We start from the raw sequence: 19,359 nt of genomic DNA, 5'->3' as shown, positions 1-19,359 counted from the left end.
TATCATTCCGAGGCCATCATGCTTTCCACCACCGTATTTCTGGCGGCGGCTATGCAGTGCGCCCCCAGCATTCACCCGTCTACGGCACTTGATGTGGCGCGGGTCGAATCCGGTTTGAATCCGTATGCCATCGCTGAAATTCTGCCCGGTGGCAAAGGCGTGATTTCACATTTCCCCACGAGCAGGGATGAGGCCGTCAGCCTCACCGGACGGTTGGCAGCACAGGGCCGACGCTATTCGGTCGGGCTGATGCAAATCACCAGCACCAATTTCCGTCATTACCGCGCGAGCGCCCGTGACCTTCTTAACCCCTGTACCAACCTGTCCGTGTTTGAGCACATCCTCACCGACTGCTACCGCCGCGGCGGTTCCCTCAAACGTGCGCTCAGTTGCTACTACTCAGGAAATTTCACGACCGGCCAACAGCCGGAATCTGCGTTTAACCAGACCAGCTACATCCAGCGCATCGGCTACGCCGTGCCGTCAACGCGGGAAGACCGGCAGCGACTTCCCGCCGAAAAGCTCGTGCCGACAATCCGTTACCCCGCCGCCGTCATGCGTGGCGAGCTTACCGATAACGCCACGCCAGTTCTGACATCCCTGCACTACCCCAACGCCTTGATACGCGGCGCGTTACCCATTCCCGACCCCAGGAGGAACAATGATGAAACGAAAACAGACTGACTGGCCCGCCCTCTCTTCCTTGTTAATGGCAAGCCCGGTGCTGGCAGCAGACAGCGGATTTAATAAAGCCAATGAGACGCTGAGTAACACCTCCACTGGCCTGCTCGGGCTGGCCGCCGTCACCATCACGCTGGCCACCATGTGGGTGGGATACAAAGTCTTGTTTGACGGCAAGAGCCTGCACGACATGCGCAACGTCATCATTGGCGCCATCCTTATCGTCGGTGCGTCAGGTTTCGGTGCCTACTGGGCGTCATAAGGGAGGTAACGATGGCTACGCTGAACAAAGCGCTGACGCGGCCTGCCGCCATAGCCGGTATTCCCCTCGTGCCGTTCGTGATGGTCAGCGGGACTATCGTCCTGCAGGCGGTTTATGTCAGCTATTACCTGGTATTACTGCTTATTCCCGCCTGGCTGGAGATGAAGGCAAAAGCCAGAACCGATATTCACTATTTCGGGCTGCTCTGGCTGGCCTTTAAAACCCGTGGCCGGTTTGGCACCAATAAACATTTTGGTGCCAATGCCCTGCTGGCAAATCGCTATGACGCTGTCGACGTCTCGGAGTTTATTGAAAAAATGAAGTTAAACGAGCGCGTTACGCTGGAGAAATACATTCCGTATTCCTCCCATATTCACCCGTACGTCATCAGAAACCGCCAGGGTGATTTGGTTGCCAGCTGGGAGCTGGAGGGCACCATTTTTGAATGCGAGGACGAACACCATCTGACGTTAATGGCGGCGCATCTCAATAACGTTATTCGTTCATATGAAGGCCTGCCGGTCACTTTCTATCTTCACCGTATCCGGGAAAAATACCACGATGCCTTTGACGCGAATTCAGGTATTCCCTTTTCTGATGAAGTGACCCAGCGGTATTACCAGCCGATCAACGAAAAGCCGTTCTGGCGGCACCGGCTGTTTTTCACCGTCTGCTACGCGCCCTTCTCTCCGCTGGGGAAAAAGGCCATGAAGGCGCAACCGTACGGTAAACGCAAAGCGGCGCTGGATGATGCCCTGAAAGTGATGCTGGAACACCGGGATGCGCTGGCTTCGACGCTGTCCCGCTATACGACGACGCCGCTGGGGATGTATGAAGAAAACGGGCGGGTTTATTCCGCCCAGTTGTCCTTTTACCACCGTCTGCTCACCGGCCAGTGGCAAAAGGTGGCGGTCACGCCTGCGGCGTTTTATGAAACGTTAAGCACGCCGGATGTCTTTTTTACCACCGACACCGCCGAGTGCCAGACCGTCGGCGGCTCCCGCTTTTTTCGAAGTCTGGAAATCAAAGACTACTCGCCGGAGACCGCGACCGGCCTGCTGGACGCACTGCTGTATGCCGAAAGCGAGTATGTGCTGACGCAGTCCTTCACCTGCATGGCCCGCGATGAGGTGCAGAAGCATATTCGCCTGGCGGAAAAGCGCCTGACTTCGGCAGATGACGACGCCATTTCACAGCGCGAAGAGCTGATTGTGTTGCGTGACCTGCTCCAGTCCGGGCATGTCTCCTGCGGAAAATACCACTTTTCCCTGCTGGTATCTTCAGACAGCGCCGACCAGGTGGTCAAGGACACCAACGCGCTGGCGCAACCCTTCGCCGACCTCGGCATCATGACGACGCTGTCCACGCTGTCGCTGCCCGCCGCGTACCTGGCGCAACTGCCGGGGGTGTATACGTTGCGCCCCCGTCTGGTGGCCGTCAGCAGCCAGAACTTTGCCGACCTGGCGAGCCTGCACAATTTTCATCCTCATAAACGAAACGGCAATCCCTGGGGCGATGCCATCGCGATACTCAAATCCCCTGGCAGTGGCGGGTATTACCTGAACCTGCACGACAGCCAGAGCGGGCGGGATGACTTCAACGAAAAAACGCCGGGTAATACGGCGATTATCGGTAAAACCGGCTCAGGGAAAACGATGCTGATGACCATGATGCAGCAACTAATGCAGAAGTACCGCAATCCGGCGACGTTCTCTGAATCAGCCCCCCTTAAGCAGCTAACCACCGTGTATTTCGACAAGGACCGGGCGGCGGAGATGGCGATACGCCAGATGGGCGGACGCTACTTCCGTATCCGCACCGGCACGCCCACCGGGTTTAACCCGTTTAAGCTTGCGCCGACCCGGCGGAATATCAGCTTTATCAAACGACTGGTGCGCATGCTGTGCGGCCGCAACGGCAAGCCGCTCGATCCGCGCGATGAGGAGCGGATCAGTGCCGCCGTAGATACCATTATGCTCGACTACCCGCCGGAATACCGCAAGTTCGGTATCACCCGGCTGCTGGAAGTCCTGCCGGAGCCGCCAACCCCCGACGCCCGCATCAACGGGCTACGTATTCGCCTTAAACAGTGGGCGCAGGGCGGCGAGTTCGGCTGGGTATTCGACAATGAGGAGGACACCTTCAATATCAGCGACGTCGAAAATTTTGGTATCGACGGTACGGAATTTCTCGATGATGACGACATTCGCGGCCCCATCACGTTTTATCTGCTTTACCGCGTCACCAGCCTGCTGGACGGTCGCCGGCTGGTGATGTTCATGGACGAGTTCTGGAAATGGCTGGCCGATGTCGAATTCTCCCGCTTCTCGCTCAATATGCTGAAAGTGATCCGCAAACTGAACGGCATCTTCGTCCCCGCCACGCAGTCGCCTGACGAAATCGTCAAGCACCCGATTGCCCCGGCGATTATCGAGCAGTGCAGCACGCAGATTTTTCTCGCCAACCCGAAGGCCAGCAGGGCGGATTACGTGGAAAAGATGAAAGTGCCGGAAAGCGTGTACGACATCGTCAGAAACCTCGATCCGGGTGAGCGATTTATGGTGGTCCTGAAAACGCCGTTACGCGCGGGTGAAACCCGGCCTTTTGTGGCGATGGCGAAAATGGATTTATCGGGCCTCGGGAAACTTACCAAAATGCTCAGCGGCAGCGAAGACAACCTGAAGCTGTTCGACACCCTGTATCTGGAAGGAATGCAGCCTGATGACTGGAAAGCCGCCTTTCTTGAACAAGCCCTGTAATATTCATGACGGAGGTAATAAAAATGCGGTTCAGAGATACCATACTGGCATTATCACTGTTTATTTCCACCCAGGCGATGAGCGCCGGAATACCGGTATTCGACGCCGTACAGAATACCGAATCCATGAATCAGTGGATCCAGAAACTCCAGCAGTGGCAGGAAACCGTTACCCATTACAGAAGTGAACTTGATGCCTACAAGCAGCAATTAGCCACGGCAACGGGCGTGCGTGACGTTCAGGCATTTCTCCGCGAGGCCAAAAGTCTGAAAACCGATATTGATAATCTTCGTCAGCACGGTATTTCACTGGATGACCTGCTGAGCAACCAAAGCGGGTCATATTCGTCTGAACTTAATAGCTTGTATAACAAATATAAAACGTTCGATACCTGTAACCCGTCCAGCGCTTCACAACGCTATCTGGACAGCTGCAAACAGATGATCCTGAATCAGGCCGTAGCGATAGAAAATACGTCCGAGGTTGAAAACAAGATCACGGGCACGCTCGGCGATATATCAGATTTATCAGACCGTATTGCTAATGCGCAGGATTCGAAAGAGTCGCAGGACCTGGCTAACGCCATCGCGGCCAAAAGCGTACAATTAAATGCGCTGACCAGCCAGTGGGAAATGTCAGTCAAACAGGCTGAACAGCGAACAACGCTGCTGGAACAGCAAAAACAGAAAGCCTTTGAGCAACAGCAATTAACTGCGCCCGTTGCCGATCTGAACTCTCTATAGGGAGGTTAACATGTTAAAACCCGTATTAACCTTATGCATCATGTCAGGCATTCTCGTCTTATCCGGTTGTAAAGAGACGAAATCAGAAGCCTGGTATAAAGAACATCCCGATGAAACCTATAAAGTCTATACGCAATGCCTCATGGATGGTGAGGCAAGCGACAACTGCGAGTTTGCGCACCGGGCAGCACTCATGTTTGCCTAGACAGGCAAACCCGGCATCAGGGAAAAATTCGAGACACTGTTTCAGCAGGAAGCCCAAAAAAGAAAATCCGTCACTCAGTAAGATCCCCACCAACAAAAACAGGGGTCCTTCCCTGTTTTTATCCCCTGTCTGTTCCTGACTAATGAGAGGCACCATGTCCGGTGGTATTTTTGTTGGTATGGACAAAAACATCATGGATGGATTCAATACCGTGTTAGAAGGTCAGTCTTCTACCTACGGCACCCTAATCAGTGTGATTATCGTCAGTTCCTTTACCCTATTTATTACGTATCGCGGGTATCAGACCCTTGGCGGCAAACTCCAGACACCTGTTGAAGATGTTGTCTGGGATGTGGGCCGCATGTTGCTGATCACCACCTTTGTTTTAAACCGCGATGGCTGGCTGGATGCCATCATTGCGGCCATTGAAGGGCTTAAGGACGGCATCAGTGGCGATGATAATGTCTGGGCGCTGCTCGACACGGTGTGGGAAAAGGCACAAGCGCTGGGGCAAACGCTGTTCAATTTGGACACTTCTACCTACGTTAAAATGAATGGCGGCTTTGCCGAGGTGCTGGTCTGGGGCGGTGCAATCGTTCTGTTACTGGCTGCAACCTTTGTCAACCTGCTCGCCGAAATCACCATTCTGTTAATGACCACCACCGCCCCACTCTTTATTTTCTGCCTGCTGTACGGTTTTCTTAAACCCATGTTTGATAACTGGCTGAAAACACTATTTACCGCAATCTTAACGATCATGTTCTCTGCCCTGTCTGTCCGGATCGCCATCAACTACCTGAATAAAATACTGGATGCCGCCACAGCAACGTCTGCAGAAAGCAATATGGTGACCCTGGCGGCGCAATGTTTGCTGGCCGGGATTGCCGCAGGCGTCTTGGTGTATTTTTCAGCGAAAATAGCCACTGCGCTGAGCGGTGCCGCCGTGCAGGCCGTGTTACAGGGTGCAGCTATGAGCGGACTGAGCGGGCTGGCGAGCAAATCTGCCGACGTCTCCAAACCCGGCATAAAGACCGGGGGCCGACTGACCGCCAAAGGTGGCATGGCCGCAGCAGCGACAACCGGCAGGTTCATTGCCGCAGGGGCGGGCAAAACCGTGAGCACCTGGCAGAAACGTGCCACCGCCATTGAAAGCATGAAACGCCAGAATCAGCAGCGTCATCGTTAATCCTCCCGACCGCTAATTTCTTTTCTCCGTCACGCCGTGGCCTCTGCCAGCGGTGAGGCCTTCCTGCATTTATCCGATAAGAGGCTTCCATGAAATTCAGCATCTTGCTTCTGGTGCTGTGCGCGCTTACGGGCTGCGCGCAGCATCAGGGCGACCTCCCACCGGTGTCCGGCGATCCCCAGCCGGTTAATTCCCCCGCCATAATTCAGGAGCTGACTCACCATGTCTGATATTCAGCGCATCATCGATGTCTCGCGCTCTTTTGAATCCATCCTGCTGGAAAAGGAAGAGCGCTCCCGCAAAACTGCCTGGCGGGTGGCCGCTGCCGGGCTGATTCTGGCTGCACTGGCGGTCGCAGCCATTATTATTCTGCTGCCGCTGAAAACCACTGACATTGAATTGTGGTCGGTGGACAAACAGACCGGTCGTTATGAGTATATGACCCGCCTTAAAGAGCGGGATATTGCGTCTGAAAAAGCACTGGCCCACTCACTGGCGGCACACTATGTCAGTCTTCGCGAAGGGTATAATTACTTCTCCCTCCAGCGTGATTACGACGACGTACAGTTATTTAACAGCGACACTGTGAACCGGGATTATCTGGACAGGTTTAACGGCGACCAGGCTCCGGACGTTATTTTTAATAAAGCCGAATATGTCGTCTATATCGACATTATTTCTAATGTGCATGCACCTGCCACCGGACCCGATAACCTGGCAACACTGCGTATTAAGCGCACCCTCCGTCGTATTTCTGATAATTCAGTGAAAACGGACTTCTGGAATATCCGCCTCACTTACCGCTATGTCCCGCATCAGCAACTGACGGACAGCCAGCGGGAAGTGAACCCGCTGGGCTTTATCGTCACCAGCTACCAGCGCGATAAAGAACTGAGGAGCGAATGATGCTGAAAAACATCCTGCTCCTGACGGGCTTAATGGTGTCATGCGCGACATGGAGCGCCGCCACCCCGCGCGGCAGCGGCTATGACAGCCGGATGCAGAACGTATCGTATAACAGCCAGAACGCCACCGTGGTGAATACCCGTCCCGGCTACGTCACCACGCTGCTGTTTGACGACGATGAAACTGTGATTGATGCACAAGCGGGTTTTCCAAAAGGCTGGACGGTCACGAAAAGTGATAACCGGGTCGGCGTCAGCCCGAACCCCATAACCCAGCCGGTGACGGACGCCAGCGGCAACAACGTCAGTCAGGTGTTCCTGCCCACGGCAAAGGACTGGAAGACCAACCTCTTCGTGGTGACCTCAAAGCGTGATTACAGCCTGGAGCTGAACGTGCTGGACCACGATTCCCACGCGCAGGCGTTCGTTATCCGTTACCACTATCCGGCCGAGGTTCGCCAGCAATCCGCCGCCGCCAGCGCCGAGCGTCAGACGCAGCAGCGTGAAAGACATGAGAAGCAGCAGATAGCGGCGGCATTCGGACAGGCCAGCACGCCGCGCAACTGGCGCTACACCAAACGGGTCGCCGCCGGTTCGGCCTCCATCGCACCGGATTTTGCCTGGGATGATGGTCGTTTTGCTTATATCGGTTTTTCCCCCATCAAAACCCTGCCGTCTGTTTTCCGGGTGGTTAACGGACGGGAGCAGGCGCTCACCCCCCGGACAGTTAAGCAGGGTAATTACATTGTGATGGTGGTGCCGGCAGCGCCACAACTGGTGTTGCGTTACAGCACCTCGGTGGTAGGGATCGAAAACGACGGGTTCGGGCGCATCGCGATAACCCGCAGCGACACCGTTTCACCGTCCGTTACGCTGGAGGCCAGATGACCGATAAACCTGTCCCGGACAAGCCGGAAAAAACTACCGCAGAGCGGGAAGCGGAAGCCCGCGAACGCGCCCGTGCGGCAATGGCGTATCAGGAGCCGGAGCAAAGAACACCGCCCGGCCAGCCGGAAGTGACCCGTTTTCGTAAGGCATCCGGTCGCCGCACGCTGACCGTCAGCCTGCTGAGTCTGGCGCTGGTGATCGCCCTGGCATCCGGCGGCGATCGTCTTTTCAGTGCATTGAAAGGGGGTAATGAGAAAGAAGCCGACACCTCGCCGCCGACCTCCGCCGGGAAGACGCTGCATGAGCGTCAAAATCTGGGCATGGACAGTAACCCGTTTGGCCTGTTCGGGCCGCACACACAGGACGAAACAGACCCTGCCCGCCAAGCCGTCACTCCCGCACCCACCCTGCCACCAGCCCCACCCGCCCTGAACAAGGCAGCCGCACTGGCTGACGGGCTGAACAACGCCCGAACAATGCCGGGTGATAATGCACGCACGTCCCCGGGTGAAATGCGTAGCAACGCAGAAACGTCCAACAGTCCGTCATCATCCACGACGTACACATCCTGTCCGTCAGTACTGACCAGAGGTAAAGATGGCCGCCTGCGCTGCCCGGAGACTGCCTCGCCGGAAACAGGTAATAACGACAATCCGGGCGTCGCCCGTGTCACCGGCGTCAGACGGCTGGGCCTCGATCCTGATCTCTATATCCCGGTGGACCGCTATATCCCGTGTTCGATGATGTGGCGCTTCGTGTCCGATGTCGCGGGGCATATTTCCTGCCAGGTCAGTGAAGATGTTTACAGCGCCAGCAACCATGTGACGCTGATCCCGGCGGGAACGGTCGCCCGTGGCATCTACCGCACCGGGGCGCTGCAACACGGACGCAGCAGGATGTTTGTGCTGTGGACGGAGCTGCGTACGCCTGAGCCCGGCAGCCTGCAAATCCCGCTAACTGATACGCAGGCCAGCGGCCCGCTCGGCGAGGCGGGGATCTCAGGTTGGATCGACAATCACTTCTGGGAGCGCTTCGGCAATGCCCTGATGCTCAGTACCGTGCAGGACGTGGCTGCGGCGGCGTCGGATGCTGCCCCGGGGAAAGACCGCAATACCGACTACACCGTAAACACCCGCGCCGCCACGGCGGAAATGGCGAAAACGACGCTGGACAACAGCATCAATATCCCGCCCACCCTTTACCTGAATCAGGGTGATGTCATCGGGATCATGACCGGCACCGACATTGATTTCTCATCCGTCTGGCAGCTACGACTGAAAAAGAGGTGGTATGAACGCTGAAAACCTGTCGCTGGATTTTATGAAAAAACAGCTGTTTGGTGAGTTTATTGCGCAGGACGGCCTGACGGAAATTGCCGTTAACCGGCCGGGTGAACTGCATACCAAAATTCGGGGGAAATGGCGAAGACATGAAGCCCCCATTACGCTGCGCCAGTGTTACGCCTTTGCCAGAGCGCTGGCGTCGTGGCAGGACGATAATATCGACGACACCTCGCCGATCCTTTCCGCCACGCTTGAATCAGGCGAGCGCATTCAGGCCATTATTCCCCCGGCCTGTGAGCGTAATACCGTGTCTATTACCCTGCGCAAACCCTCATTCGGGCAGAAAACGCATCAGTCATGGATTGATGCGGGATTTTATAACCGGGTGACCGGTAGGGAGCGAACGGAAGGCAAAGATGTTGAACTGACCCGCTACTATCAGAGTGAGGATATTCCCCGCTTTATGGAAAAAGCGGTGGAATACGGCAAGACGATTTTTATCGTCGGTGAAACCGGGTCCGGTAAAACCACCTATATGAAAACGCTGCTGCACTCGATTCCCCGGCACCTCAGGCTGACCACCATTGAGGATAATCCCGAAATCCGGCTCTATCACCACACCAATTATGTCCATCTCTTTTATCCAGCGGACGCCGGGGATAATGCCATTATCACGCCCGGCAGACTGATACGCGCCAATTATCGTATGAACCCTGACCGGATATTACTGGCTGAAATTCGCGGTCGGGAAGCCTGGGATGCCCTGAAAATCGTCGGTTCAGGGCATGAGGGATTGATAACCTCCCTGCATGCGGGCAGCCCGGAAGAATGTATCGAAGGGTTAATTGACCGCTGCTATGAAAACCCCGACTGCCGGAACATGCCTTTCGACGTGCTGTTACGCAAGTTGCTTAAGAGCATTGATGTGATAGTCAGCATTGATATTCACGGTGACATACGCCGGATGAGTGATGTTTATTTTAAACCCCTTCATCTCAATGACATGAGAGGTGTATTCAGCAAAGGACTCCAGTAAATAACATATCCAAATACGCTACCCTTGTTTAAATGTGAAGGTGACCGAAATGAAAAAAGTAATATCCTCCGCATTATTACTCAGCGCTATGGCGTCATATTCCACCTCCGTCATGGCCGCTGACGCCTGTGAAGTGGTGTTATGCATGTACGGTAAAGCCACCGGGAACGGCGGCGGCAATGAATGCCATTCGGCCGAACGAGCATTCTTTAACATCGTCAAAAAGAACAGGCACGGTTTTCTGCCGGACCATACTGCCGATGCCAGAAAATCGTTTTTACTTGAATGTGATTCGGCAGACCCCGCCATTATCAGCCAGATTATCAATAAATTTGGCCGCATGCGTGGTTAATTAGCGGAGGTTATCTTTATGACGAAACCGGGTTTTATTCAGCATCCCTGGACACATCAGCGCGGAGATTCCATGCGCGCAGCCTGTGTTATTGAGCACATTGAAAATGAGTCGATGCACGGATGCGGCCTTTATTATGAAATATATCACTACCGGGTTATATGCCGGTTATTGCAATTACTGCAAACGCTGAACGGCACCGACAGAATAACGCTGACAGAAGAAGCTAACCGTCGAGGGTTTACGCTTGATGAAACCAGCATTAAAGAAAGTCGTCAGTGTTATTCCGACATCATCAGGGAAATCCGCGAGAACCAATATTAACCCCTGCTATTATTTTATTCTCAGTTCTCAAACGACAGCAGAATATTTCAGCCGAATCAGGCTTAAGGCGTGGCGGTTTTCAGGTTTTTACGGTCTAGCACATTTTTCGCGAATTAAGGAGTGAAGAAATGCGGGCCGTAAAAATGAGGCAGCGGACAGAATTATTTTCGCGGGTTAAGGAGCGAAAATAGTTCAGGCACCGCGCCTCACCGGCAAACAGCCGCGCCCACGCGGATTTTGCCGGCCGGGGGGAGCCGAATAAATTTCGCCGCCCCAGCGAGCGAAAAGCTGTCGCCCACGACAGCGATTTATTTGGGGGGCACAGCCCCGCACACCGTCGCGGCTAAGTCTCCGGCCAAAAGCCGGTAGCGTGGCGCGACCACCCTCTTTAAAGGTCAGCTTCCCTTTTATTCCCGCTGCGAGGCACGAGCAAAGGGAAGAAAAAGGCGAAAGCGACCGTCTTAAAGGGGGTGGTCGCGCGTAGCGGGCGACGGTGTGCCGCCGTTGACGTTGGGGGTTTTGGCGCGGCGTTCAGCCTCGACATTACCCCCATGCGACAGGCAACAAGGGCGTCCAGCCCGCATGAACTGGCGCACGCCGTTTGGTGCAGGGGAGCATGCTTTCCTGCACATGGCCGCTACGCGGCCACCTTCTTCGTCCCTGACGGTCGCCCCGCCTTTTCGCCCGACACCGTGGGGCGAACTGATGGGGCGATGTCATGGGGCGAACTGCTGACAAAGGAGGCATCGTGATTTTGAATAAACTGGCCGTTTCACTGTCGCCGATAGTGAATGGCGCGCTGAGCTTCATTGCTTTTATGCAACAGCATCAGCTGATGCTGGCGCTGTTATCGGGGCTGACGATGCCGTTTTTCGCGTCGATGAAAAGCGATGAACGGCAAAAAGCCCCGTTGTGGCAAAAGCTGATTATTGCTTTTTCTATACTGTGTTTTCTTTCGGGTACGATGGCCCCGGTTGTTATCTGGATTTTCCAGTGGTTTTATCAGGGTAGAATAGTTACCCGCGTTCCAGTTCTGGAATGGTCAACATTAATAACTTTCACCGTAGCAGGGTTTATTTTGCATATTCTGCTGCGCAGGGTATTAACCCCTGAATTAGATAAAATAAAGAAACGCCTCGTCAGAAAAACCACGCTTGAACGGGAATTGCGCACCGATGTCCGCACGGTGAAATCCCTGCTGCCGGAAACACTGCATTATGACCCGCTGGATTATATCGACCTGAATAAAGGGTTATTTATCGGCATGGACCGCGATAAACAACCGATGTACCTGCCGTTAAAGGACTGGCAAAAACAACACGCGGATATTATCGGCACAACCGGCGCCGGTAAAGGGGTGGCCACCGGGATATTACTTTATCAAAGTATTCTGGCCGGTGAAGGGGTATTTGTTATGGACCCCAAGGATGATGAATGGGCCCCCCACCTTTACCGTAAAGCCTGCGAGGATGCACGGAAACCCTTTGCCTTAATTGACCTGCGAAAACCCCAATACCAATTAAACCTGATTGAAGAGATCACCGCCGATGAACTGGAAGAGCTTTTTGTTGCAGGTTTCAGTCTGGCAGAGAAAGGTCAGGAGTCGGACTTTTATCGCATTGATGACCGGAAAGCGGCCCGGATAGCCGCACAATTTGTCACCCGTAATACTGCCTCTACCATTCGGGATGTGTATAACGGCGAATACGTTCAGAGTATTGCCGATAAGATAAAAGCCTTTTTCGGGAAAATTGAAGAGCTGGCCTTGCTTAATGCCATTAATGCCCCCACCGGATTTTCGCTTAATAGAATATTTGAGGAAGGTGGTTGCTGTTATGTGATTGGCTCGATGCGCAACAGCAAAATCATTACCGCTCAGCGCATGCTGCTGGTTCGCCTGTACCAGCTGGCAGAAAAGCGTGAGCGAGTGAAAAAAGTGCCCCGCCCCATTGCTATTTATCTTTCCGAACTGAAATACCATTTATCCAGGCCAGCGCTGGAAGGTTTAGGCGCGGCACGGGATAAAGGCGTGCATATTATTATGGACCACCAGTCGGTTGCCGATTTAAAAGACTGCCCGGCAGATTTGAAAGGTGACGCCGTTGTCGGCGCCGTCATTGAGAACGCCAAATTCAAACTGGTTTATCGCGTTATGGACCCGGATACCGCGGAATGGGTGGCAAGGATGTCCGGCACCATATTAGTCGATGATGAGGTCCGCAAAGCGAAAACCGACACCGTGCTGACAGAGACTATCGAAAATGAACGCAGCATCAGGCAGGCCGAGCGTTTCTTTACCGATAGCAATATGATCCTGAACCTACCCGATTTTGTCAGCTTCATTTTCACGACAAAAGCACTCCCCTCTGCTTCTCTGATTTCGCCCATCAGGGTGAAAAAACGCGAACTGGAGATCTGTGCCGTGTCGCCCGCGATTGCCGCCACCGCCGCAACGGTAAATATCACCCTGGATTTTAGCGAGGAGGGAATATCCCCCGGCCCCGCATCAACACCGGATATCACCACAACGCGGCCCGATCTTTTTTTTGATGAGACGGGCGAAAAAGACACGACAATGCCGAATGCCTATAAAGAGGATAACCCGTCATTGCTGGATTATTAAGGGGGGTAATGATGCTTATCACCACATACCGCGAACGCCAGATGCGACACCGTGAAAAAATACAACGACTGCTGAATTTCCTGAAAGAAGAAACGTACAGTGACTTTAAAACACTGATGCTGCTATTCGGCTTCAGAGATCATAAATCGCTGTATTCCCTGCTTTCAAAAGTCGAGGGCATGGGCTTAATACAAAAGCACGTCCTGGTATCGCGCACCATGAAAATTTCATTGTGGGGCATAACCAGTGACGGACTGGCCGTTGTGTTAACTCCCGACGATGTGCTTTTTCCGGCGCGGTTTGAGCCTTCAAAAATCACCGGCTGGACGCTGGAGCATCACCTTGATAATCAGGCGGCCCGGATTATCCTTGAGCAAAAAGGCGCATCCGAGTGGGTAAACGGCGATCGCACAACCTTCCTCAGCCGTTATCAGGTCAGTCACCGCCCGGACGGGTTGATCACCCTCCCCGGCGGCACGGTGATCGCCATTGAGACCGAGCGCCGTCTTAAAACCAAAGCCCGTTATCAGTCGATCATCGCCAGTCATTTGCTTGCCCGAACCCGTAAAGACTGGATTTACATTTTTTATATTGTGCCGGATCCGCAGAAAAAGCGCGGCCTTGAACGGCTCTTTGACAGCATCAGGCACGTCATCGTTAACCACCAGCACATCCCGCTGGAAACCCGCCACCGGAATGTCTTCCGCATCTACACGCTCGACGAGCTGCAACGGCTCGATGTAGACCACGGCATATAGTTCTTCTCTATCACTTACTGCCCCACCCACCCAACCAGCAGTGCAACTGCCTGAAATAATACCCCTCGAAATACTCCCCCACCATCAGAATAGACAGGACTCCAGAATGAACAGAGAAACTGACCGACTTTCGGACGTACTGACCGAAATGAGCGCAAAAGCGCTGGTGACATGGATGACGCATTCGGCATTACAGGACATACCGCGCGAAGCATTACTGGTTCGCGGCAACGATTTTGTGTATGCCCTGCACGCAAATTTTGTGCTACTGCGTGACGTTCTGTCAGAAACGCTGGAAGATATTGAGCAGCAGAGTCATGACCTAGAAGAAAGACTGGATAGCTTGGAACAGCGACTGCAGACGCTACAGACAAATGCTAGTAATATAGAATAACTATTCATTTAGAACTGTCCGCGTGACTTGTTTATTCCGCTGTAGGGGCATGACTGTTCGTTGCTCGCCTTGGCTGCGCTACGCCTCAATCATGTTCCTACAGCGTTACAGGTCTTCCCCCTCCTGCACGCGAAGCCATACTCCTTTGACGCTCCTTCCTGTTCAGATTTCATCCATCAAATAACGATGCGCTTTGGATGCCGCGCATGCGGCCTAGAAATATAGCGTTTCGTTTGTAGTTCTACAGGGCTTTCAACCATATCAATCTAGTCATGACCAAAAGACAACAAACCACTACTCCCAGAAAGCCCAAAATCAAGTGGTTATGAAATCTCCAATGACAGTGATGAATCTTTAATTGCAAGAAGTCTTGAAATCTGAACATCAATTTCTTGTGTAATGCCTTCCGATGAGGTAATGCCGAAACCAATCTCTTCTCTGATAACTTGAAGCTTTTCTGCTGCTTCTTTTGCTAGAATTCCACGAGCAATTATCCGCTGTTCTTCAATACTTGGAAGAGGGATGAGAATTTTCTTAATGTCATTCTGATCCAACGTTACATTTGTGGCTCCACACATCATTGGCACTAGTAGATCATCTTTGAACTTTGATAAATATTCATGAACATATCTCATTTCTACTTCTTCAGAATTCTTTACTTCCAGACAGCACATGGTATCCGCGAGAGCGAATTTTCCCTCTTGATAGTGAAGGCGCTTTATATCTGCCTTTCCGTGTCCAGATGAAGAAACAAGAGGAATGCAACTTGCCTTGAAGTCGAACGAGTAATCTATTGATGATTTTCTATCCACTGCTGGAACCACAAGTGGGAAATCACCAGGCTGAGTACTCATGTTGGAATGCTGGCCTTTATGAATGTAACAAATTTCACCTAGAGTTTTCGCTCCAGGCATTCGCTCTCTAAGCTGTTGAAATTTTCTCTCCAACATGTACCACCGACCAACTAAATGGCATTTTGTTGACGCAAGAATATGTTCTCTTTTGACCGTAATGAAATGCGGATTTGAACATTCATGACCTATTTCTAACTGATTACGTTTGAATCTATCAATAATATCCAGCGCTATTGGTAGCTCATTGTCATTCACGGCTTGTCGGGTGTCTGTCTGTGTATACCCATCAGCCCCAACATTGATAAACAAAACTTCATCTTTATTTTTAGCGATCTGCTTATCAATAATTAATATATGTGTTTTTACGCTAGCATATGGTTTAAATACACCATGAGGCAGTTCAATAACTGCAATCAAAGATTTATCTTGAATCAATCGTTTACGCATACCAGTATAAGCTGACTGACCGACAAAAACGATCCCTTCAGGCACAATCACTCCGGCCTTACCCGTAGGCGACAAGTGCTCAATGATGTAGTCCAGGAATAACAATTCAGCTCTTTTAGACTGTAAGCTAAACTTTTTGTGAGGTTTAATTCCTCCCTTTGGAGTCATAAACGGCGGATTAGCCAGTATTGTGTCATAACTCTCTAACCAATGATCCTCTTGAGTCAAAGAGTCATATTCTTCGATTAATGGCGACCGAAAGTTATGTAAGTAAAGATTTACCAGTGAAATCCTCACCATGTCCGGTGAAATATCGAAGCCTTTGATATTTTCGTGGATTCTTTGGCGCTCAATTGGGGTAAGAAGACTCCCGCTATAGTGCATCGGACTTTCAATTGATGTCTCCGCAACTGTGGCACCTTTAGGTAGTTGCCCGTTATTTCGTTCATCAACTGGCGAATTTTCTCTAAGGATATGCTTGTACGCGGAAATTAAAAAACCCGCAGTACCACAAGCTGGGTCCAAAACTCTGTCATTTTTACTTGGTCCAACCGCCCGCACAACGAAGTCGATAATATGACGCGGCGTGCGAAATTGACCCGCATCACCCTGACTGCCTAAAACTGATAACAGGTATTCGAAGGCGTCACCTAATCGTTCGGAATGATCGTAAGAGAAACCATCGATTTCCTTAAGAAACGACTTCAGCGTTTCTGGGTCTCGGTACGGTAAGTAGGCATTTTTGAAGATGTCGCGGAACAAGGCTGGAAGGTGTGTGTTCTCGGTCATCCTACCGATAGACTCGGAGTAAAGATTAAGAGTATCTTGACCTCCCATACCAGGCGCCAGCAGCTTACTCCAGCTATATTTATCGAAGCCGTTGACAAAGAAGCTGCGTTTGCCGCCAAACTCTTCAGATTGCGCATCCATGTCATCCATGAACTTATAGATGAGCGCGATGGTAATCTGCTCAACCTGACTCTTAGGATCAGGAACCTTGCCGACGAGTATGTCACGGCATGAGTCAATTCTGCGTTTAGTATCGGTGTCTAACATCGTATTTCTCTCGCATGGCTGCCTGAGGCAACCAAAATGTTTTACATGAATTGGTTTAGCGGTACGTAGTCTTTGACGTACTCTGGTATGCCTTCGCGCCATTCTGGTGGCACTGCACGCAGGTCATCCACACCGAAGGCCGGATTAACGTTCAGCTCTCCAAAACGCTTATCGTCAATAATGGCGCGCAAGGCAGCATCTGTGGCGTATGCTTTGAAGAAGTACTTCATTGCAAGCACTGCACTCCCTTGGTCTTCGGTCAGCTTACTCTGGCTGGCAAGAAGGAACTCATTGAATTCGTCTTCCAGCAGCTCATCCTTACTCTTAAAATAAGGAATTAAGCCGAAGATTTTTTGAAGTATTTCCTTAAGGCTCAGACGACGGTCCACACCGGTTGAACGACGTAATTTATCTAGATTGAAATACTCGTTGGGCCTGTCGAATAGGTGGCTGATGACGTAGTCAATTGCCTGATCCCACTGCTCGTTTTTCATCTGCTGTTGCAGCTTAAAGTCGGCCTTGGCCTGCTCCTCGAATTTCTCAAAGAACATCCGGTCTATCTTCATGCCTTCGTATCCGATTAACTGCTCGGACACAAGTTGCATGGCATCAGTGCCGGTGTAAACATACTGCCCACCTGTTGTCGATGGTGTTACCGCCCCCTTGGCAAGCCACTCACTGCTACGTGCCGGTAACTTGATCACTTCGTCATAATCAAATTGTTCCTCGAAGTACTCGCAGTTTGCAAAGAAGTCGAAGAGTTTGAAAACGACTTTCTCTGGCTGATTAATCAATCGTTTTAGATCGTTATCAAACAGCAACTCAAGGAAATTGTACTTGCGCGTGCCGCGCCCTTTTATCTGCACGAATTCTGATGGTGAGTACACAGGGCGGATCAACGCCAGATTCAAGATATCCGGGCAGTCGTAGCCGGTGGTCATCATTCCCACAGTGACGCAAACCCTCGCCTTGCTAGTCTTGTAAAGTAGATTAAAGTTGGCGGATCCCAGCAGTTTATTGTTGGTAAAGTTGATGGTGTATTGCTGGGCGTCCGGCACGCTGGAGGTGACTTGTACCGCGAAATCCGACTGATATTTGCCGGGCCAGAGTAAATCTGCCAGCTCGTTCATAATTTCGGTCAATTGCGTAGCGTGGTTTTGGCTGACAGCGAACACTAAGCCTTTGCCAAATTCACCAGTTACTGGGTCACGGAGGCCGCTTTTAAGGAATGTCTGGCAGAATAGTGCATTGGTGGCCTTAGAAAAAAACTTTTTCTCAAAGTCTTTGGAGACAAAACTTTGCTCTTGCTCTCCATTTTCACTGGAAGGGACCATCACGGCATAGCCCTGTTCGGACAATAACTTGGTAGTTATGTCAGTTCGAGCATCGACCACCACGGGGTTAATCAGAAAGCCATCCTTAACACCCTCTAATAAGGAATAACGGAATGTTGGCTGTCCAGAGTCACAGCCGAAGGTTCTGTAGGTGTCCAGCAGCAAACGACGCTCTTGTTCCCGTGGATCGCGAGTAGTCGGCTTGCTGGAGTCAAAGCTTTTCAAGTAGTCGCGTGGTGTCGCGGTAAGGCCAAGTTTGTATCCAACAAAGTACTCAAAGACGGCACGCGCATTACCTCCGATGGAGCGGTGAGCTTCGTCCGAGATAACCAAGTCGAAGTCTGTAGGCGCAAAAAGTCGTTTGTATTTGTTATTAAATAGCAGTGACTGCACCGTGGTGACTACTATCTCGGCCTTACACCAGTCATCGCGCCGCTCTTTGTAAATGACTGTTGTATAGTCGTTCTTCAGATAGCCCTTAAATGCTTTGGCGGCTTGGTCTTCTAGCTCTAGGCGATCCACCAAGAACAACACTCGGCGAGCGTTGCCGGTGCGCAAAAATAGTTTAATGACAGCAGCAGACGTCAGGGTCTTACCGGTGCCGGTCGCCATTTCGAACAAGAAGCGAGTCGAGCCCCCAGCTACTGCATCCTGGATCGCATTGAGCGCCCTCTTCTGATAGTCCCGTAAGAAGCTGAGTTTGTTCTTGGCGATGAAGGCCAGCCGTTCGTCAGCATTCAGCCACCCTGCCTCCTTCTCATAACCTGCCAGTTGAGTCTGAGCAATGTAGTCGCGTCCGACTGTCTCAGTGATAAAGCGTCTCTGGTCTGGTTCAAACTTTTGATAGCTCTTAAGTGAATCAGGTGTAGGGAAGGCAGTTATTACATGTGGATTACCCTGTTGCAGGTCCCAAAAGTAGTGGAGGTTTCCGTTCGAGAGGATCACGAACCGGCAGTTGAGCGACTTGGCGTATTTGCGCGCCTGTTCCTTGCCCACGAGTGGATTTTTATCTTCGGACTTTGCTTCCAGTACAACTATAGGATAGCTCCGGTCGTCCAGTAGAAGGAAATCGGCAAAGCCATTTTTGGTCGATTCGAAATTCTCGCCCAGATCGTTGATCTGACTAAGGATCAACTTGACGTTAGGCTCCAAAGCTACATTAGCTTTCCCTTTGGAATCATCGAAAAATCGCCAACCAGACGCCTCTAGCAGCTTATTGATCTTGATACGAGACTGCGCTTCTTTAGCGTTAGCCACCCTTAAGCATCT

The 19,359-nt window shown here is 51.9% G+C and carries 16 protein-coding genes and 2 pseudogenes; 15 read left to right on the top strand and 3 right to left on the bottom strand.

Annotated features, from left to right (window positions below; translation table 11 throughout):
* Nucleotides 1-18 precede the first annotated feature (18 nt).
* The 15 genes and pseudogenes from WFL93_RS18335 (at nt 19) to WFL93_RS18265 (ending at nt 14,399) form a co-directional block, all read left to right on the top strand.
* Nucleotides 19-684 carry a lytic transglycosylase domain-containing protein gene (locus WFL93_RS18335; protein WP_079451576.1) on the top strand — a complete coding sequence of 222 codons (666 nt, stop codon included), beginning with the start codon at nt 19-21 and terminating at the stop codon, nt 682-684.
* A complete protein-coding gene (locus WFL93_RS18330) occupies nt 665-943 on the top strand; it encodes a TrbC/VirB2 family protein (RefSeq protein WP_032699349.1) in 279 nt (92 codons plus the stop codon). The genes WFL93_RS18335 and WFL93_RS18330 overlap by 20 nt, the downstream gene beginning before the upstream one ends.
* A gap of 11 nt (nt 944-954) precedes the next feature.
* Nucleotides 955-3,702, top strand: coding sequence for a VirB3 family type IV secretion system protein (locus WFL93_RS18325; RefSeq protein ID WP_336778734.1), 2,748 nt, complete (start codon nt 955-957; stop codon nt 3,700-3,702).
* Between the two features lie 23 nt (nt 3,703-3,725).
* On the top strand, nt 3,726-4,445 hold the full coding sequence (locus WFL93_RS18320) for a type IV secretion system protein (protein ID WP_123836800.1): 720 nt from the start codon (nt 3,726-3,728) through the stop codon (nt 4,443-4,445).
* Between the two features lie 10 nt (nt 4,446-4,455).
* Nucleotides 4,456-4,731, top strand: a pseudogene (locus WFL93_RS18315) (EexN family lipoprotein).
* 73 nt (nt 4,732-4,804) lie between these two features.
* Nucleotides 4,805-5,836 (top strand): type IV secretion system protein, encoded by a 1,032-nt coding sequence (locus tag WFL93_RS18310; RefSeq protein ID WP_336778733.1) that lies wholly within the window; start codon nt 4,805-4,807, stop codon nt 5,834-5,836.
* Nucleotides 5,837-6,058: 222 nt separating this feature from the next.
* The gene (locus WFL93_RS18305; RefSeq protein ID WP_110219581.1) at nt 6,059-6,742 is read left to right on the top strand and encodes a virB8 family protein; all 684 of its coding nucleotides are present in this window, start codon (nt 6,059-6,061) and stop codon (nt 6,740-6,742) included.
* Nucleotides 6,742-7,629: a P-type conjugative transfer protein VirB9 gene (gene virB9 / locus WFL93_RS18300; protein ID WP_336778782.1), complete on the top strand. Its 888-nt coding sequence runs from the start codon at nt 6,742-6,744 to the stop codon at nt 7,627-7,629. The genes WFL93_RS18305 and virB9 overlap by 1 nt, the downstream gene beginning before the upstream one ends.
* A complete protein-coding gene (virB10, locus tag WFL93_RS18295; protein ID WP_336778732.1) occupies nt 7,626-8,930 on the top strand; it encodes a VirB10/TraB/TrbI family type IV secretion system protein in 1,305 nt (434 codons plus the stop codon). Before virB9 ends, virB10 begins: the two co-directional genes overlap by 4 nt.
* Nucleotides 8,920-9,948, top strand: coding sequence for a P-type DNA transfer ATPase VirB11 (gene virB11 / locus WFL93_RS18290; protein ID WP_149367485.1), 1,029 nt, complete (start codon nt 8,920-8,922; stop codon nt 9,946-9,948). The genes virB10 and virB11 overlap by 11 nt, the downstream gene beginning before the upstream one ends.
* 49 nt (nt 9,949-9,997) lie before the next feature.
* Nucleotides 9,998-10,300 carry a TrbM/KikA/MpfK family conjugal transfer protein gene (locus tag WFL93_RS18285; RefSeq protein ID WP_032699259.1) on the top strand — a complete coding sequence of 101 codons (303 nt, stop codon included), beginning with the start codon at nt 9,998-10,000 and terminating at the stop codon, nt 10,298-10,300.
* An 18-nt stretch (nt 10,301-10,318) separates the two neighbouring features.
* Nucleotides 10,319-10,624 (top strand): hypothetical protein, encoded by a 306-nt coding sequence (locus tag WFL93_RS18280; protein WP_044612897.1) that lies wholly within the window; start codon nt 10,319-10,321, stop codon nt 10,622-10,624.
* A gap of 748 nt (nt 10,625-11,372) precedes the next feature.
* On the top strand, nt 11,373-13,247 hold the full coding sequence (locus WFL93_RS18275; protein WP_336778731.1) for a type IV secretory system conjugative DNA transfer family protein: 1,875 nt from the start codon (nt 11,373-11,375) through the stop codon (nt 13,245-13,247).
* Between the two features lie 11 nt (nt 13,248-13,258).
* A complete protein-coding gene (gene mobC / locus WFL93_RS18270) occupies nt 13,259-14,005 on the top strand; it encodes a MobC family replication-relaxation protein (protein WP_336778781.1) in 747 nt (248 codons plus the stop codon).
* A gap of 106 nt (nt 14,006-14,111) precedes the next feature.
* A complete protein-coding gene (locus WFL93_RS18265) occupies nt 14,112-14,399 on the top strand; it encodes a hypothetical protein (protein WP_336778730.1) in 288 nt (95 codons plus the stop codon).
* Between the two features lie 323 nt (nt 14,400-14,722).
* Here the strand turns inward: WFL93_RS18265 and WFL93_RS18260 are convergent, their stop codons facing one another.
* From WFL93_RS18260 to WFL93_RS24320, 3 genes and pseudogenes are all read right to left on the bottom strand, one after another.
* Nucleotides 14,723-16,756: an N-6 DNA methylase gene (locus WFL93_RS18260; protein WP_336778729.1), complete on the bottom strand. Its 2,034-nt coding sequence runs from the start codon at nt 16,754-16,756 to the stop codon at nt 14,723-14,725.
* 41 nt (nt 16,757-16,797) lie between these two features.
* Nucleotides 16,798-18,903: a DEAD/DEAH box helicase family protein gene (locus tag WFL93_RS18255; RefSeq protein ID WP_442955895.1), complete on the bottom strand. Its 2,106-nt coding sequence runs from the start codon at nt 18,901-18,903 to the stop codon at nt 16,798-16,800.
* A gap of 90 nt (nt 18,904-18,993) precedes the next feature.
* Nucleotides 18,994-19,347: pseudogene (locus tag WFL93_RS24320) on the bottom strand (type I restriction endonuclease); the annotation flags it as partial.
* Nucleotides 19,348-19,359: the final 12 nt, after the last annotated feature.

The organism is Pantoea sp. USHLN256 (assembly GCF_037149875.1).
In the GTDB taxonomy this organism is placed as follows: Bacteria; Pseudomonadota; Gammaproteobacteria; order Enterobacterales; family Enterobacteriaceae; genus Pantoea; species Pantoea nemavictus.
Note: the sequence above shows the minus strand (reverse complement) of the source record. Positions and strands in the feature narration are given on the sequence as shown.

Excerpts from the sequence above, each read along its gene's own strand:
- WFL93_RS18265 (WP_336778730.1), top strand. The coding sequence starts at position 14,112 with ATGAACAGAGAAACTGACCGACTTTCGGACGTACTGACCGAAATGAGC.
- virB9 (WP_336778782.1), top strand. The coding sequence starts at position 6,742 with ATGCTGAAAAACATCCTGCTCCTGACGGGCTTAATGGTGTCATGCGCG.
- virB10 (WP_336778732.1), top strand. The coding sequence starts at position 7,626 with ATGACCGATAAACCTGTCCCGGACAAGCCGGAAAAAACTACCGCAGAG.
- WFL93_RS18305 (WP_110219581.1), top strand. The coding sequence starts at position 6,059 with ATGTCTGATATTCAGCGCATCATCGATGTCTCGCGCTCTTTTGAATCC.
- mobC (WP_336778781.1), top strand. The coding sequence starts at position 13,259 with ATGCTTATCACCACATACCGCGAACGCCAGATGCGACACCGTGAAAAA.
- WFL93_RS18285 (WP_032699259.1), top strand. The coding sequence starts at position 9,998 with ATGAAAAAAGTAATATCCTCCGCATTATTACTCAGCGCTATGGCGTCA.
- WFL93_RS18335 (WP_079451576.1), top strand. The coding sequence starts at position 19 with ATGCTTTCCACCACCGTATTTCTGGCGGCGGCTATGCAGTGCGCCCCC.
- WFL93_RS18280 (WP_044612897.1), top strand. The coding sequence starts at position 10,319 with ATGACGAAACCGGGTTTTATTCAGCATCCCTGGACACATCAGCGCGGA.
- WFL93_RS18310 (WP_336778733.1), top strand. The coding sequence starts at position 4,805 with ATGTCCGGTGGTATTTTTGTTGGTATGGACAAAAACATCATGGATGGA.
- virB11 (WP_149367485.1), top strand. The coding sequence starts at position 8,920 with ATGAACGCTGAAAACCTGTCGCTGGATTTTATGAAAAAACAGCTGTTT.
- WFL93_RS18260 (WP_336778729.1), bottom strand. The coding sequence starts at position 16,756 with ATGTTAGACACCGATACTAAACGCAGAATTGACTCATGCCGTGACATA.
- WFL93_RS18325 (WP_336778734.1), top strand. The coding sequence starts at position 955 with ATGGCTACGCTGAACAAAGCGCTGACGCGGCCTGCCGCCATAGCCGGT.
- WFL93_RS18320 (WP_123836800.1), top strand. The coding sequence starts at position 3,726 with ATGCGGTTCAGAGATACCATACTGGCATTATCACTGTTTATTTCCACC.
- WFL93_RS18330 (WP_032699349.1), top strand. The coding sequence starts at position 665 with ATGAAACGAAAACAGACTGACTGGCCCGCCCTCTCTTCCTTGTTAATG.